General features: G+C 33.9%; 12 protein-coding genes. 11 read left to right on the top strand and 1 reads right to left on the bottom strand.

Annotation, left to right across the window (positions count from 1 at the left end; genetic code table 11):
* Positions 1-62 precede the first annotated feature (62 nt).
* From F0362_RS02920 to F0362_RS02950, 7 genes are all read left to right on the top strand, one after another.
* Positions 63-3,116 (top strand): leucine-rich repeat domain-containing protein, encoded by a 3,054-nt coding sequence (locus F0362_RS02920; protein WP_149889635.1) that lies wholly within the window; start codon positions 63-65, stop codon positions 3,114-3,116.
* A gap of 298 nt (positions 3,117-3,414) precedes the next feature.
* Positions 3,415-6,312: a collagenase ColA gene (gene colA, locus F0362_RS02925; protein ID WP_149889636.1), complete on the top strand. Its 2,898-nt coding sequence runs from the start codon at positions 3,415-3,417 to the stop codon at positions 6,310-6,312.
* Positions 6,313-6,558: 246 nt separating this feature from the next.
* Complete coding sequence (locus F0362_RS02930; protein ID WP_000478273.1) at positions 6,559-7,107, top strand: NfeD family protein; 549 nt, start codon at positions 6,559-6,561, stop codon at positions 7,105-7,107.
* 12 nt (positions 7,108-7,119) lie between these two features.
* Positions 7,120-8,694, top strand: coding sequence for a flotillin family protein (locus F0362_RS02935; protein ID WP_000155031.1), 1,575 nt, complete (start codon positions 7,120-7,122; stop codon positions 8,692-8,694).
* Positions 8,695-8,948: 254 nt separating this feature from the next.
* Entirely contained in the window at positions 8,949-10,925 is a 1,977-nt protein-coding gene (locus F0362_RS02940) for a methyl-accepting chemotaxis protein (RefSeq protein ID WP_000487736.1), read from the top strand.
* A 160-nt stretch (positions 10,926-11,085) separates the two neighbouring features.
* A complete protein-coding gene (locus F0362_RS02945; protein WP_000669467.1) occupies positions 11,086-12,690 on the top strand; it encodes an ATP-binding protein in 1,605 nt (534 codons plus the stop codon).
* The gene (locus F0362_RS02950) at positions 12,690-13,382 is read left to right on the top strand and encodes a response regulator (protein ID WP_000503458.1); all 693 of its coding nucleotides are present in this window, start codon (positions 12,690-12,692) and stop codon (positions 13,380-13,382) included. The genes F0362_RS02945 and F0362_RS02950 overlap by 1 nt, the downstream gene beginning before the upstream one ends.
* Before the next feature lie 43 nt (positions 13,383-13,425).
* Here the strand turns inward: F0362_RS02950 and F0362_RS02955 are convergent, their stop codons facing one another.
* A complete protein-coding gene (locus tag F0362_RS02955) occupies positions 13,426-14,730 on the bottom strand; it encodes a CitMHS family transporter (protein WP_000880435.1) in 1,305 nt (434 codons plus the stop codon).
* A 255-nt stretch (positions 14,731-14,985) separates the two neighbouring features.
* On the opposite strand from F0362_RS02955, the gene F0362_RS02960 reads away from it, so the two are divergent.
* The 4 genes from F0362_RS02960 to F0362_RS02975 all read left to right on the top strand — a co-directional run bounded on the left by F0362_RS02960 (position 14,986) and on the right by F0362_RS02975 (position 18,052).
* On the top strand, positions 14,986-15,240 hold the full coding sequence (locus tag F0362_RS02960; protein WP_000450026.1) for a hypothetical protein: 255 nt from the start codon (positions 14,986-14,988) through the stop codon (positions 15,238-15,240).
* 134 nt (positions 15,241-15,374) lie between these two features.
* Positions 15,375-15,878: a nitrous oxide reductase accessory protein NosL gene (locus tag F0362_RS02965; protein ID WP_001220934.1), complete on the top strand. Its 504-nt coding sequence runs from the start codon at positions 15,375-15,377 to the stop codon at positions 15,876-15,878.
* A 440-nt stretch (positions 15,879-16,318) separates the two neighbouring features.
* Complete coding sequence (locus F0362_RS02970; RefSeq protein WP_149889637.1) at positions 16,319-17,191, top strand: ankyrin repeat domain-containing protein; 873 nt, start codon at positions 16,319-16,321, stop codon at positions 17,189-17,191.
* Positions 17,192-17,371: 180 nt separating this feature from the next.
* The gene (locus tag F0362_RS02975) at positions 17,372-18,052 is read left to right on the top strand and encodes a GNAT family N-acetyltransferase (RefSeq protein ID WP_001212342.1); all 681 of its coding nucleotides are present in this window, start codon (positions 17,372-17,374) and stop codon (positions 18,050-18,052) included.
* The last annotated feature ends 12 nt before the right edge of the window (positions 18,053-18,064 follow it).

Here is an 18,064-nt window from a genome sequence, read left to right on the forward strand (position 1 = left end):
CATTATCATTTATTCAAGAAATGATTACATTTTGAATTATATATATTGGAGGAGATGTAAAGTTGAAAAAAAATAAAAAAAAACATATAAATGCAATGATTATAGCGGCGGCGTTATCACTTCCATTTGCTGTGTATTCGAAACCTGCTTTAGCGGCGGTAGCAATTGAGGCGAATAAAACGGGACAAGGTTTAGAAGATGGTACATATGACGCTGTTATTAAAGCATATAAAGATAAAACGAATGAAGAGTCTATGGCAGCTGTTTATATAAAGGATCCGAAATTAACAATTGAGAATGGAAAGAAAATTGTAACAGCAACGTTAAGTGATAGCGATTTCTTCCAATACTTGAAAACAGAGGATATTCATACTCCTGGTGTGTTTCATGATGTAAAGGTTATATCAGAAGACAAAAAGAAAAATGGAACGAAGGTTATTCAATTTGAAGTTGGGGAATTGGGAAAAAGATATAATATGAAAATGCATATTTATATTCCAACGATGGCCTATGATAATAAATATCAAGTGCAGTTTGAAGTAAATGCTTTAAATTTAGAAAACAATGCTCCAGAAAAGGAAAATAAAGAGGATAAAGTGGAACAACAAGATGAAAGCGGAAATGTAATATTAGATAAGCAATTACAAAGGCATATTAATAAACATAATTTAAATAGAGAAAATATAAATGATCCAATAACTAAGGAAGATTTATTAAAGATTAAAACATTATCCATTTATTCAGGTGAAGGAATAAATGAAATAGCTGGTTTAGAACATATGACAAATTTAGAGAAGTTGACGTTAAGAGAATCTAATGTAACAGATATATCAGCCATCTCGAAACTGAGAGATTTGAAGTACGTAGATTTAACTTCTAATCCAATTAAAAATATTCATCCAATTGAGCAGTTAGAGAATCTTAATATGCTTTTTTTAAGAGATAATAAAATTTCTGATCTTACACCATTAAGTAAAATGAAAAAAATTAAAACATTAGATTTAGTTGGTAATAACATTGAAGACATCCAGCCATTATTTACATTATCAACTATGAAACAGTTATACTTAGCCAATAATCAAATCAGTGATCTTACTGGAATTAACCAATTAAGTAATGTGGAACTATTATGGATAGGGAACAATAAAATTAGTAATGTTGAATCTATTAGTAAAATGAGTAATCTTATTGAACTAGAAATTGCTGATAGTGAAATAAAAGATATATCACCATTATCTAAATTAGGAAAATTACAAGTACTGAATTTAGAAGAGAATTATATCTCTGATATATCACCGCTGAGTAATTTAACAGATTTACATGAGATGAACCTAGGAGCGAATGAAATTGCTGACGTAAGGCCTGTTGAGGAATTGGGTAAGCGAATTTCAATTGATATTCAACGACAAAAAATCTTTTTAGGTGAAGCAAGCGTAGATGAAGAAATACAAATTCCAATATACAATCTTAAAGGGGAGCCACTTCAAAATATCAATTTAAAAAGTGAGGGGGCCATTCTGAATAATGGATTTATAAAATGGAATAGTCCTGGAGAAAAAACATATGAATTTAGATTAGATACAAGCTCTGGTGAAAGTAAAATAAGATTTAATGGGATGGTTGTCCAGAAAATAGTTGAAAAACAAAAAGAAAGTCAAAATGTAATCCTGGATAAACATTTACAACAACATATTAATAAAGAGAATTTAGGTAGAGAGAATTTAAACGCTCCTATAACAAAAGAAGATTTATTACAGATTAAAACATTAGAGATACTTAAAGAAAAAGGAAAAGAGATAAAAGATGTAACAGGTTTAGAGTACATGACGAACTTAGAAAACCTCACTTTAGAAGGAGTAGGCTTGAAAAATATTGAGTTCATCTCAAATTTGAAACAATTAAATATTGTGAATGTATCTCATAATCAAATTGAAGATATAACACCGTTATCTTCATTAAAAAACTTACAGTGGTTAAATCTTGCAGACAATCATATTAAAGATGTAACGGTTATTGGTTCAATGCTGGACTTACTTAGCTTGAATTTAGCAGGGAATGAGATTTGTGATGTAAGACCGCTAATACAATTAGGGCAGTGGTTTTCAATTGATGTCGGGAGACAAACAATCATTTTAGATGAAGCAAAAGTAAATGAAGAAATTCAAGTTCCTGTATATGACTTAGAAGGAGAAGCTATTGACAATATCAAAATGACAGGTGAGGGCGGAACGCTTAATAACGGAGTAATAAAATGGAGTACCCCAGGTGAAAAGGTATATAAATTTGATTTAGATTCTGATGAAATTAGTATAAGTTTTAACGGAACGGTAATCCAAAATATAGTTGAAAAAGAAGAAGTGACAGAACCGGTAAAAGAAGTTGAAGAAACGAAAGAAGAAGTAAAAGAACCGGTAAAAGAAGTTGAAGAAACGAAAGAAGAAGTAAAAGAGCCAGTAAAAGAAGTTGAAGAAACGAAAGAAGAAGTAAAAGAGCCGGTAAAAGAAGTTGAAGAAACGAAAGAAGAAGTAAAAGAGCCGGTAAAAGAAGTTGAAGAAACGAAAGAAGAAGTAAAAGAACCGGTAAAAGAAGTTGAAGGTACAAAAGAAGAAGTGAAAGAACCAGTAAAAGAAGTTGAAGGTACAAAAGAAGAAGTGAAAGAACCAGTAAAAGAAGTTGAAGAAACAAAAGAAGAAGTAAAAGAGCCAGTAAAAGAAGTTGAAGAAACAAAAGAAGAAGTAAAAGAGCCGATAAAAGAAGTTGAAGAAACGAAAGAAGAAGTAAAAGAGCCAGTAAAAGAAGTTGAAGGTACAAAAGAAGAAGTGAAAGAACCAGTAAAAGAAGTTGAAGGTACAAAAGAAGAGGTAAAAGAATCAACAACTGGATTGAATCAAGAGCCAAAAGGGGATAATCAAGTTGGGCCGGTGAAGGTGGTAGGACAAGAGAGTACGCAAGAAAAAGTTTCAAATAAGCAACAAGTTAATAAGCAAGAGGAAAATCAGAAGTCTTTAGCAGCAACTGGTAGTCAAGCTAACACATCGAGTTTACTTTCTGGATTAGCATTTGTTCTTTCAGCATTAAGTATGTTTGTATTTAGAAAGAGAGTATTTAAGAAATAAATAACGTTTTATCTTATTATTACAAAAAATATATAATTATTTGAGAAGACCTTATCATAGCAATTTCATGTTGAAATATGCTTATGATAAGGTCTTTTTGAATAGGGGAAGGATATGGATACGAGGATGTTTTAATCAATAAAATAATGGAGAAGCTGTAGCGAAAATTGTAAGTACTTTTCGTTCACGATACGTTCAAATTGTATCAAGAAATAATATGAAATATTGCATTTTATATCTTTTTATCCGGATAATATGTTAATTTCGTGGATGGAATATATAAATAGGGGGCAATGATATGAACAAGAAATCAAAAATTAATAAAATGATGCTTAGTATTAGTACAATGGCGCTATCGTTAGGGGCAATTCAAACGAATGTATCAGCAGAAGAAAAGGTGCCATATAATGTATTGCATTCGAAACCAGTTGGAATTGAAAAACCAGTAGATGAGATCGGACACGTTTCTAAAGCCGAAGAAACATTATCATTTCAAGAACGTTTAAAAGTAGGAGATTTTTCACAGCGACCAGCATCTATTACGAGGAACTTGGCAGTAAAGCAAGCTAAAGACAGCTATTCAATGGCTGATTTAAACAAAATGAATGATCAAGAGTTAGTTGAAACGTTAGGCAGTATTAAGTGGCATCAAATTACAGACTTATTCCAGTTTAATGAAGATGCAAAAGCCTTTTATAAAGATAACGGAAAAATGCAAGTCATTATAGATGAATTAGCTCATAGAGGTAGTACATTTACGAAAGATGATTCAAAAGGAATTCAAACGTTTACTGAAGTGTTACGTTCAGCTTTTTATCTTGCATTTTATAATAATGAATTAAGCGCTTTAAATGAAAGAAGCTTCCAGGACAAATGCTTACCGGCTTTAAAAGCAATCGCAAAAAATCCAAACTTTAAGCTTGGAACAAATGAGCAAGATACAGTAGTATCTGCATACGGTAAATTAATTAGTAATGCATCAAGTGATGTTGAAACAGTGCAATACGCATCGAATATTTTAAAACAATATAATGATAATTTTAATGCATATGTAGACGATCGTATGAAAGGACAAGCTGTATACGATATGATGCAAGGCATTGATTATGATATACAGTCTTACTTAAATGAGGCCCGTAAAGAAGCGAATGAAACGATGTGGTATGGAAAAGTAGATGGGTTTATTAATGAAATAAATCGTATTGCTCTTCTAAATGAAGTAACGTCAGAAAATAAATGGCTCGTTAATAATGGAATTTATTTTGCTAGCCGTTTAGGGAAGTTTCATAGCAATCCAAATAAAGGACTAGAGGTTGTTACACAAGCGATGCATATGTATCCGCGTTTAAGTGAACCGTATTTTGTTGCGGTAGAACAAATTACAACAAATTATAATGGGAAAGATTATAGCGGGAATACGGTAGATTTAGAGAAAATACGTAAAGAAGGAAAAGAGCAATACTTACCAAAAACGTATACATTCGACGATGGATCAATTGTGTTCAAAACAGGAGATAAAGTATCAGAAGAAAAAATTAAGAGACTATATTGGGCTGCGAAGGAAGTAAAGGCACAGTATCATCGTGTAATTGGAAATGACAAAGCGTTAGAGCCAGGAAATGCGGATGATGTATTAACGATTGTAATTTATAATAGTCCAGATGAATATCAGTTAAATAGACAATTGTATGGATATGAAACAAACAATGGTGGAATTTATATTGAAGAGACAGGTACATTCTTTACATATGAGCGTACACCAGAGCAAAGTATTTATAGTTTAGAAGAGTTATTCCGTCATGAATTTACTCATTACCTGCAAGGAAGATATGAAGTACCAGGTCTATTTGGAAGAGGAGATATGTATCAAAATGAAAGGTTAACTTGGTTCCAAGAAGGAAATGCAGAGTTTTTCGCAGGATCTACTCGTACGAATAACGTTGTACCAAGAAAGAGCATCATTAGCGGATTATCATCTGATCCTGCAAGCCGTTATACAGCAGAGCGCACACTATTTGCTAAATATGGTTCTTGGGATTTCTATAACTACTCGTTCGCATTGCAGTCTTACTTATATACGCATCAGTTTGAAACATTTGATAAAATTCAAGATTTAATTCGTGCGAATGACGTGAAAAATTATGATGCATATCGTGAAAACCTAAGTAAAGATTCTAAGCTAAATAAAGAGTATCAAGAGTATATGCAGCAGTTAATTAATAATCAAGATAAGTACACTGTACCGGAAGTAGCAGATGATTATTTAGCTGAACATGCACCAAAGTCGTTAACAGAAGTGAAGAAAGAAATTAGTGAGACGTTGTCTATGAAAGATGCAAAAATGACAAAACACGAGTCTCAATTCTTTAATACATTTACATTAGAAGGTACGTTTACAGGTAGTGTAACAAAAGGTGAATCAGAAGACTGGAATGCAATGGGTAAAAGAGTAAATGAAGCTTTAGAACAATTGGCGCAAAAAGAATGGAGCGGCTACAAAACGGTTACAGCATATTTCGTCAATTACCGTGTGAATAGTTCCAATGAATTTGAATATGACGTAGTCTTCCATGGTATCGCAAAAGATGACGGAGAAAATAAAGCTCCGACAGTTCATATAAACGGTCCTTATAATGGGCTTGTAAAAGAAGGAATTCAATTCAAAAGTGATGGATCAAACGACGAAGATGGAAAAATCGTTTCTTATTCATGGGAGTTTGGAGACGGAAGAACAAGTACAGAAGTTAATCCAGTACATGCATATGAAAAAGAAGGAACTTATAAAGTAGTGTTAAGAGTAAAAGATGATAAAGGAAAAGAGAGTAGAAGTGAAACAACTGTTACGATTAAAGATGGAAGTTTAACAGAATCTGAACCAAATAATCGTAAAGAGGAAGCAAATCGTATCGGACTAAACACTACTATAAAAGGTAGCCTTATCGGCGGGAATCACACCGATGTTTATACATTTAATGTAGCATCAGCGAAAGATATCGATATTTCTGTTTTAAATGAGTATGGAATTGGGATGACGTGGGTACTTCACCATGAATCAGATATGCAAAATTATGCTGCTTACGGTCAAGCTAATGGAAATCATATAGAAGCAAAATTAAATGCAAAACCAGGTAAGTATTACTTGTATGTATATAAATATGATAATGGCGATGGAACGTACTCATTATCACTAAAATAAGTGCTTTTCCAATGTATGTTTAACTTTACTTTTTGTGGAAAATAGTGTATTATATAGATATATAATATATCGGTTATTTTCTAGGAGGAGCCTGTCACAATAGGTTTCTCCTGTTCTTTTTTAGAGACCTGTCTTACAGGTTTTTCTTTAAAGGGTAAATAACTGAAAATTGAGATTAATAATCTTTGAAAGAGGTGAGGCATACACATAACAAAAAAGGGATTGTTTAAGAAAGGGGGATAAGAAATGTTCTTGTTTGGTTATCCACTTGAAACAATTTATTTATATGGATTTATTATTGCTACTATACTCACTGTTATTTATATTTTCTTTGGAGATATATTTGAATCAATATTTAGTTTTGGGGGCGGATCTGTATCCGTTGTTACTTTACTACTTAGTTTCTTCGCTATGTTATGTGGACTTAGTTATATAGGAGAATATTTATTTTCCTTTAATAGTACTATTATTTTCGCTGGTTCATTTGCTATATCTTTTATCGGTGTTTTCATAATGAAAATATTAATTTTAAAACCGATTGCAGAAGCAGAACAAAATACCGTACAACGTATGGATGAATTCATTGGTTGCAAGGGAGAAGTCATTACGACAATTCCTACAGAAGGATTTGGTGAAGTATTAATCTCCTCCCAATTTGGAAGTAATGCAATCCCAGCTAAAACAATTGGAAAGAAAGATATTTCACAAGGAACTGAAGTTATTATCGAGGGAGTTCAAGATGGTGTTTTGCTTGTACAAAACATCGCTTATTCTTTAAAGAAACCAAAATTATAAGGGGGAATTTACATGACGATTCCATTAATTGTCGGTGGAGTTTTACTCGCAATTTTAATTCTACTCATTTTAGTATTCATTACGAAGTATCGAACAGTTGGTCCAGATGAAGCGTTAATTGTTACAGGGAACTGGCTTGGTGGTGGGAAAAATGTTGTTACCACTGATGATGGAAAGAAGATTAAGATTATTCGCGGTGGCGGTACTTTTGTAGTTCCAATTATGCAAAGAGCAGAGCCTTTAAGTCTATTAAACTACAAATTAGAAGTTGGTACACGTGATACGTATACGAAACAAGGTGTACCAATTACAGTAAATGGTGTTTCTATTATTAAAGTAGGATCGACAATTGAAGAAGTTTCTACAGCAGCTGAACAATATTTAGGAAAAGAAACGGAAGAGTTAAAAATAGAAGCAAAAGAAGTTTTAGAAGGGCATCTCCGTGCTATCTTATCTTCTATGACAGTAGAAGATGCGTATAGTAATAGAGAGCAATTTGCTCAAAAGGTGCATGAAGTAGCTTCTACAGATTTAAAGAAGATGGGTCTTCGCATCGTTTCTTTTACAATTAAAGAAATAATGGACAAAAACGGATACTTAGATGCGCTTGGACAGCCGCAAATTGCAATGGTTAAGCGTGATGCAACAGTTGCAAATGCAGAGCGTGAAAAAGAGGCACGAATTGAAAAAGCTCGTGCTGAGAAAGAAGCAAAAGAAGCAGAATATCAACGTGATGCACAAATCGCTGAAGCTGAAAAACATAAGGAATTAAAAGTGCAGTCCTATAAGAGAGATCAAGAACAAGCTCGTGCAGATGCGGACCTTTCTTACGAATTACAACAAGCGAAAGCGCAACAAGGTGTTACAGAAGAGCAAATGCGCGTTAAAATCATTGAGCGTGAAAAGCAAATTGAATTAGAAGAAAAAGAGATTGCACGTCGTGAAAAGCAATATGATGCAGAAGTGAAGAAAAAAGCAGATGCAGATCGCTATGCTGTCGAACAATCAGCAGAAGCGGAAAAAGTAAAACAAATGAAAAAGGCAGATGCGGATCAATATAAGATTGAAGCAGAAGCAAGAGCACGTGCAGAAGAAGTTCGTGTAGAAGGTTTAGCGAAAGCAGAGATTGAGAAAGCACAAGGTCAAGCGAAAGCGGAAGTACAAAAAGCACAAGGTACAGCAGAGGCAGATGTTATTAGGTTAAAAGGTTTAGCAGAAGCAGAAGCGAAACAAAAAATTGCAGAAGCATTTGAATTATATGGTCAAGCGGCAATTATGGATATGGTTCTTAAAATGCTTCCAAGTTATGCGAAGGAACTTGCAAGTCCGCTTAGTAACATTGATAAAATCACAGTTGTCGATACAGGCGGCGGTGGTAAAAATAGCGGGGCCGGAAAAGTTGCGGGCTATGCGACCGATTTAATGGCAACGATGCAAGAAACTTTAAAAGCTTCTTCTGGAATTGACTTAAAAGAGCTATTAGAAGGATTTGCAGGAAAAGGAGCGGTACAACAATTATCAAGTGATAAACCGGTTGTATCTGTAGTAGAAGATAAGAAAAAAGAAGTAGAAAAAGATAAAGAATAGTAAGGTAGGCAGGACCTCTAGCATGTGCTAGAGGTTCTTCTGTGAATCATAATATTTCGAATAATATACATTTTTATACATTGTTTTAATTATTTAATTTTTATAGAATGAAGTAAGTATGCAATAATCCTTTAAATTTAGAATGATGAGTAAAAAGAAATAGAGAGTCTCGTCAATTTATTTATATCTTATAATTTTTATAAATAGATTAATTGTAATTTATTGCATGTAAAACGGTATGGAGGGGTAGAAATATGTTTCAAAGGAAGTTAAGGAGTAGTAGTTTAAAAACAAAGTTACTTGTGTCATTTATTATCATTTTAATTCTTCCAAGTATTGTAATTGGTTGGACGTCTTATCAGCAGGCGAAAACAAATTTTAATGAAACGATTTTAAACTCGGCGAAAGATAATATAAAAATTTTGGATAATGTAATTAATAAGGAATTGGATAGTAAAAAAGTAGATGCAACTTATTTTACGAAATTATTTACACAATCAAGTTACCAAGCGGATCAAATACAAAATATCCAAAATAAACTAGAAGAATATAATAAGTTACATCCGGAAATGGAAGCTATCTATACTGGGTCTAGCAACGGGCAATTTATTCAATCACCGGCAATTCAAATGCCGGAAGGATATAATCCTACAGAAAGAGATTGGTATAAAGAGGCAGTGAAAAAAAGCGGAGAAGTAATTGTAACTGCTCCATATAAGTCAAAAACGACAGGGAATACTGTTATCACACTGGCAAAACAAAATGAGGATAAAAGTGGCGTTCTTGGGATTGACTTAATTATCAATAATATTGTAACTACTTCCAAGATGGTTAATATCGGTAAGGAAGGTTATGTAGCGATATTTGATCAAGATAAAAATGTAGTCGCACACCCGACACTGAAGCCGGGTGTGAAGTTAGAAGAGAAACTTAGTAAGGAATTTTATAAACAGGAAGCTGGTGATTTTCATTATTCATTAGATGGTGAAGATCGTAACATTACTTTTAAAACGAATAAGAAAACTGGATGGAAAATAGCGGGGATAATGCCTTCAAAAGAAATTATTCAAGCGGCTGAACCTATTTTCTATAAAACGATAACTGTTATTGGGATTTCATTAATGATTGGTGGGGTTTTAATTTACTTCATAATTGCTTCTATTATTAAACCGTTAAAACAACTTGTTCTATCATCTAGGAAAATTAGTGAAGGTGATTTAACAGAATCTATTACAGTTCATTCTAAAGATGAAATCGGGCAGTTAGGAGAAAGTTTTAATGAGATGGCATCATCATTACATAATGTCATTTCCAATATAAATATTTCAGCAAGTCATGTAGCAGCATCTTCAGAAGAATTAACAGCTAGCATGAAGCAGACAAGTGAAGCGACAGAACAAATTACACAAGCTATAGAGCAAGTGTCGAGTGGGGCTGAAATACAAACGAGAGAAGTTGAAGAAGGAGCGACGTTATTAGAAGAAGTTACAGAAGGAGTTCAGCGTGTTGCTGATAGTTCTTCATTAGTATCAACAGCTTCTATGTATACGAAGAAAAAAGCTGAAGATGGTGGGAAGTTAGTTGAGCAAACTGTGAATCAAATGCAATTAATTCATGAGTCAGTTTCAAATTCAGATAAAGTCATTGCTTTATTAGATGATAAGTCGAAACAAATCGGAGCAATTCTGGAAGTGATTCAACATATTGCAGAGCAGACAAATTTATTAGCATTAAATGCTGCAATTGAGGCTGCAAGAGCTGGGGAGCAAGGAAGAGGATTTGCAATTGTAGCGGATGAAGTGCGAAAATTAGCTGAACAATCAGGACAGTCTTCTACGGAAATTGGAAAACTAGTGAAAGAGATTCAATTTGATATAAAAGAAACGGTAAGCTCTATGAATCAAGTTGGAACAGAAGTACAATCAGGTCTTGTAGTTGCAAATGAAACGAAGCAAAGCTTTGCTGAAATATTGAAATCTACAAATGATACAGTTGTGCAAATTGATAGTATGGTAGAAGTAGCGAAACAAATGACGGTAGATGCCAAACAAGTAAGTGCATCTATTAATGAAATTGCAGCTACGATTGAAGAAAATGCAGCAAGTGTTCAAAATATTGCTGGTTCTTCTGAAGAGCAATTAGCTTCAGTAGATGAAATTAATGGAGCAGCAGTTCACTTATCACAAATGGCAGAAGAATTGCAAGAGATGATTGGCAAGTTTAAAGTGTAATAAAAAATATTAAGAAACGAGGTAGTAATTTTACTTCGTTTCTTTTTTTATGGAGATAAAAATAAAGAAATGTGTAGTAACCGTGTTATGATTAAGTTTAACAATTGAAAAAACTGTATTTTCTTTAAATTCTATCTTTATCCATGTTAGGGGAATGGTTTTGAAATTTAAAAAATTAAAACTACAACCGAGAATTACATTAACTATTAGTACACTTATTCTTGTTGTGCTTTTGTTAACAAGTTATTTGTTTTACTACATATTATCTGAAACAGTAGAAGAGCAAATTGGTAAAAGAGCTTTGCATGTTGCGAAAACAGTTGCAGCTATACCGGAAATCGCGGAAGCTTTTCAAAAAGAAAATCCAGCTTCTATTATTCAACCGATTGCAGAAAAAATTCGAATTGATACAGATGCTGATTTTATTGTGGTTGGAAATAAAGAAGGGATTCGTTATGCACACCCCAAGAAAGACAAAATAGGAGAAGTAATGGTTGGTGGAGATAATAAAGGAGTGCTATTAGAAGGGAAATCTTACGTTTCGAAAGCAACGGGATCATTAGGACCTTCCTTACGCGGAAAAGTTCCAATCCGTAATCAGGATAATAAAATTATTGGTGTAGTATCTGTTGGATTTTCAATGGATGATATTCATGGAGCGGTAGAAGTGTATGGAAAGCGTGTATTTTGGATTACAATAATCGGTTTGTTAATGGGAATAATTGGTTCCATATATTTAGCTGCAAGTATAAAAAGAATGATGTTTGGGATGGAACCAGAAGAAATTTCATCTTTATATGAAGAGCATAGTACAGTGATTCAATCTGTACGAGAAGGGATTATCGTAATTGATAAAAAGGGCATGATTAGTTTAGTCAATCAAGCAGCCTACGATATTCTTTCACTAGACAACCGAAAAAATATCATTGGATCATTTATTTTAAATATAATTCCTAATTCATCCATACTAGATGTACTTCAAACTGGTGAAGAACAGTTTGATCGTCAATTAAATATAAAAGGGCAGGCTGTTATTGCTAATCGTCTACCTATTAAAGTAAATAATAAAGTAACCGGCGTCGTATCGAGCTTACGTTTGAAATCTGAAATGGACCAGTTAACAGCAGAATTATCTCAGACGAAGCAATATACAGAGGCGTTACGAGCACAAACCCATGAATACAACAATTTATTGTATACGCTTTCAGGTCTTATCCAATTAGAGTCATATGAAGATGCTCTAGAGCTCATTCATAAGGAGACGGCGGTATATCAAGATTTTGTTCAATTTATTATGAAGCGAATTCAAAATCCATGGCTAGGTGGAATTTTAATTGGATTTTATAATAGGGCAAGAGAGTTGAAGATTGATTTTGTACTAGATCGAGAAAGTAGTTTAGAAACATTAAGTCCGCATATTGAGAGTAATTATGTCGTTTCGATTTTAGGGAATTTAATTACGAATGCATTTGAAGCAATTGAAAAAAATCAAGAGCATGATAAGAAAGTTAGAATGTTTGTAACAGATATCGGAGAAGAAATATTAATTGAAGTGGAAGATTCGGGGCAAGGGATTCATGATGAAATAATTACTAGCATATTTTATAAAGGCTTTTCAACGAAAGAAGGAGAGAAGCGAGGATATGGATTAGCAAAAGTGAAAGAGTTAGTAGAAGATTTAAATGGAAGCATTGCAATTGAAAAAGGGGATTTAGGTGGTGCGTTGTTCATTATTGCATTACCGAAAGAGAGAGGCGAGTTGTAATGGGTGAGGAGATTGAAGTATTAATTGTAGAAGATGATATTCGGATTGCGGACATTCATCGGCGTTTTACTGAAAAAATTGAAGGATTTAAAGTAATTGGAACAGCAACGACTGGGGAACAAGCGAAGGAATGGCTAGAGCTTGTGAAGCCACAACTCGTTTTATTAGACGTGTACTTACCTGATATACAAGGAACAGAACTTGTCACATATATTAGGCATAATTTGCATGATACAGATATTATTATGATTACAGCTGCATCGGAAACTGATGTAGTAAGGCATGCTTTACGTGGTGGAGTAACTGATTATATCGTAAAACCACTTATGTTTGACCGTTTTAAAGCGAGTTTAGAAAGTTATCAAAAAAAGATTAGGCAGTTAAAGAAAAGCAATCAATTATCTACAGAACAAATTGAACACTTATGGTCTCAAAGAGGTGTGAAGGGAAATACAGTTGAATATGCTCCAAAAGGAATAGATCCTTTAACTTTAGCGAAAATAAAAAAGCATATGTTAACAGTTAATGAAGAAGGAATTACCGCAGAAGTGTTAAGCTCGATGGTTGGAGTAAGTCGATCAACAGCGAGACGCTATTTAGAGTATTTAATATCTGGGAAGAAAGTACATGCAGAGCTTATATATGGAAGTGTAGGGAGACCAGAGAGAAGGTATTTTCTCGTTTCTTCATAACAAAAACAGTAGAGGGTTTATTTCTTCTACTGTTTTTTGCGTCTTATATTGGAATAATCCCAATTACAATTCCAGTAATCAACATCACCATTGTCGTTCCAACGGCCCACAATAAAGTGAAGCGTTGATGTTCACCAAAATCAACTTTAGCCATTCCGACCAATAAATAAGTGGAAGCGACAAGAGGACTTAATAAGTGAACGGGTTGACCGAGTAAGGAAGCGCGTCCCATTTCAGCTGCACTAATTCCATAAGTAGCAGCAGCCTTCGTTAAAATAGGTAATACCCCGAAGTAAAATGCATCATTGGACATGAAAAATGTGAACGGCATACTAAGAAGAGCTGTAATAATTGGCAACTGTGGTCCAAGTGCATCTGGTATAAGAGTTACTACACTTTGAGCCATTGCATCTACCATTTTTGTTCCAGATAAAATACCAGTGAAAATTCCAGCAGCAAATACGAGTGAAACAACAGCTAATACGTTTCCTGCATGAGAGGCAATACGTTCTTTTTGTTGTTCTAAGTTTGGATAGTTAATCATAACAGCAATAGCGAAAGCAACTGTAAAGAGAACAGGTAACGGCATAACTTCTAGTATGAGACAGACAAGTAATGTAGCGGTCAATAAAAAGTTAATCCATAGAAGTTTAGGGCGTTTATGCACGGCAGCTTCTACTGTGGCAGCTTGCTCATCCATTGTTTGCATTTGTTTTAAATATTGCACATCCATAATGCCTAAACGTTTTCTTTCTTTTTTTCCAAGATAGTAGGCAACGAAAACTACCCAAATTGCACCAGCAATCATTCCTGGTATAAGTGGTGTAAAGAGCTCTGATGCATCTAGTCCAAGTGCACTCATAACTCGAGCAGTTGGTCCACCCCAAGGTGTAAGATTTGTCACACCTGCCCCTAACATAACAACCCCAGCTAATATAAGTGGATTCATTCCGAGACGTTTATATAATGGGTACATTGCGGAAACAGTAATCATATACGTTGTTGTTCCATCCCCATCTAATGAAACAATAATAGTAAGAATGGCTGTACCAACAACAATTTTTAAAGGATCCCCTTTTACAAATTTTAATATTTTACTAATGACAGGATCGAATAAACCGCTATCGATCATAATTCCAAAATATAAAATGGCAAACATAAGCATAATACCGGTAGGTGCTAATTTTTGAATGCCCTCTAACATCATAGGACCCATGTCTGCATAAAATCCGCCAATTAATGCGAAAGTAATTGGAATTAATATTAATGCTACTAATGCTGACATACGTTTCGTCATGATTAAAAACATAAAGACAAATACCATTGCAAATCCAAGTAGAGCTAACATCCGATCTCCCCCTTAAAAAAATGATTGCGCTTTCAAAACAAAGTAAAAATTCAGAACAATGTTTTTTGTTTATCATAAAAGCATCTATCCAAATGGTAAATAATTTGAAAAATAACACCATTAGAAGCATAATTTTTATTTTGGTCATATTGTTCACGAAGGTAATTTTGAATTTTTAAAAATATAATTTACTTCTAACAAGAGTGATAGAATAAGGTGAAAATAGTGAAGTGCGAAGTAGGGAGTAGATTTTGAATGGAAACGAGAATAGAAGAAGTTTATAGTTCTTATGAGGGGAAGATAGAAGAGATTTTTGTTAATGAATCTTCTTATGTATATGAGTGGGAAAAATTAATGATGGTCCGAAAAAATAATGGTGAGCTTGAAAAAGTCGCGGTCGGTATCAGTGGAAATATAAGATTAGTAAATGTAGAAGTTGGGCAGAAAATTAATACAGATACATTATTAGTTAAGTTAGAAGATGATTTATTAATTACAGGCTGTGAATGATGAAAGAGGTGTAGAAATAGCTACACATCTTTTTTGTTTTCTATATTACAAAAAGCACATTGTTTTTTCACAAATCCCACACAAGTTTTTGATATTCTCCTTGTGGAGTATACGGTTTTTAGGGAGGAATAGTGATGAGAATAAAGTATGTTGTGCTTGCTATATGTTTATGTTTCTTATTTACGATAGTGGGGTGTGGGAAAAAGGGAACAACAGCTGTGGCAATTGATGAGAAACATGATAAGTGTGATATTTGCCAAATTGGGGTAACGGATAATCAATTTGCAACAGAAATCATTTTAGAAAATGGAAAAGCGTTAAAGTTTGATGATATTGGTTGTATGTATAAATGGATGGAGATTAATCCAGGCGAAAAGACGAAAGAAAAATTTGTTCGAGATTATGATTCGAAAGATTGGGTTTCGTTAGAAGACGCTACTTACGTATATGATAAAACAATAACGACACCAATGGCTTATAATGTCATTTCATTTAAAAATAAAAAAGATGCAGAGAGCTTTGTATCTAACTATAAGGGTAAGGTTCTTTCGTATAAAGAGCTAGCAGAGCATAAATGGGAAATGAATAAAGAAATGATGGGGAAACCGAAAACAGGGAATCACGGTGGGCATCATTAATACTAGAAAAAGACAACTATATAGTTGTCTTTTTCTAGCATTACTCAGGTGCAAATATAGAAAAGGTGTAAAATTTTTAGAAGAACGGTTACAATGGAGTATAGTGACCTAAAGCAATCATTTATCCCGCATTAACGGGCAGTAAGATCCCCACCTCAAAATTTAGTGAAAGCAAAGAAGTTAGGTGGAGATCAACTGCCCGTAAAAGCCCGATTGGTTCAACTAATAATTAGTGGTAGATGAACAAAACCCCCACTAATTAAAGTTTCACTTTATGTACTTTTTAGAAATGTATACAAATGCGGTTAAAACGTGCTAAACTAATTGCTTCATAATGTTAATGATGAGGCCATCAGGCGTATCATTCCAATAGGTTGAGAAACATAGGATAAGCTTAAGATAATCCGATTAAAGAAGGAATATAAAGGGCTTATGGATAAATGTACTCAAGAAGAGTTATTGTATGTGATGGAGGAATGGTTAAGAAAACATTATCTTTCATAGGAGCTGTAGTTGTGAGAAAACAAAAAATTTTATTATGTATGTTATTAGGACTTTTAATGACGGTAGTGGCTTGCGATAAGCAAGAGGAACCAGAATCGAAACCGGTTCATGTGAAAAACGAAAAGAAAAAAGAAAAGCATAAAGAACAAGAAGAAGTTAAAGAAGAAAAAAGTATAAATTTACTGGACAAACAGTTGTTACTTTCAGCGACTCTTGGAGACACAGAGACAGCTATGAAGTTGATTCAGGATGGAGCGAATATAAACGTAGAAGGTGACAACCGAGAAACCCCTATCCTTGCAGCAACGTACCAAAATCATGTAGAGACAGTTAAAGCATTAATTGGTGCAGGTGCAAATATTGAAGTCAAAGATGAGAAACAAAGCAATCCATTCCTTTATGCAAGTAGAGAAGGGTATACGGATATTGTAAAAGTATTAATTAATGCAGGAGTTAATACGAAAGAAACGACTAAGTCAGGTGGCACAGCACTCATTTCTGCATCTGAGCGTGGTCATGTAGAGGTTGTTAAAGAATTATTAGAGCATACAGATATTGATGTGAATTATAAAAATGAACGTGGTGGTACAGCTTTAATAGAAGCAATTGTATTGGGAAATGGTAGTGAAAGCCATAAGAAAGTAATTCAAATGCTTATTAACCACGGGGCAGATGTAAATATGGCCAATAAGGAAAATATTACGCCGCTGCAATATGCTGAAAAAAGAGGTTTTAAAGATATTGCGAATGTGTTGAGAATAGCTGGTGCGAATGAAGTAGTGCAGCCGCAACCACAACCGGTGGAATAATAAGAAAAAGACATAAAGAGTACGAAATAATCCCATTTAGATAGACAGAATGAAGAAGTCATTTTAGTATGATTGATTCAGTAATGTGTATTTAAATGGGATTTTTGTTTTGAACATCAGAAAATAGAGTATGAATGGATGGTATATGGAGGCTACACAGGGTAATGAAGGAGGGCATAAATGCGATTTTCAGAACTTGAGTTAATAGTAATTCAGGCAGAGGTTTTATTTGTTCATAATCAAGTGGGAAGAATAAAGAGTGTAAATGAACAGGGAAATCCGAAAGCACCACGTTTTTTTCTTAGCAAAACTCGTGAAGGGAATATAACGAGATATCATTGTAATTTGGATGGTGAAATAATAAGTAAGATTGAGAAATTAATTCGAGAACGTTCAAATCACATAGAGATAGCAAAGATCATGAAAGTATTAAATGAAGAGAGAACGGTAGAGAATATTTGGATGGGTCCTGCTTACATGTTTCCAAATAATTCAAATGAGCCGACTAGGGTGATACAAATAACAGAGAAGAATAAAGAGCTCATGCGAGAAAATTTTCCTAATCTAATAGAACAGATGGAATGGAGGCAACCTTATTTTGCAATTGTTGAAAATGAACAAGTCGTTTCTATATGCTGCAGTGCAAGAAGTACGCCTATAGCTGCTGAGGCAAGTGTGGAAACTGTAGAGGGCTTCCGGGGAAAGGGATATGGTGCTGATGTCGTTAAAGCTTGGGAAATGTCAATAAAAGAAGAAAAACGTATTCCGCTTTATAGTACCTCTTGGGATAATTGTGCTTCACAAGCAGTGGCGAGAAAACTAAAACTTATTAACTATGGAATGAATTTACATATTGATTGAAATGTAAATATT

This window comes from Bacillus sp. BS98 (genome assembly GCF_008432245.1).
GTDB lineage: Bacteria > Bacillota > Bacilli > Bacillales > Bacillaceae_G > Bacillus_A > Bacillus_A toyonensis.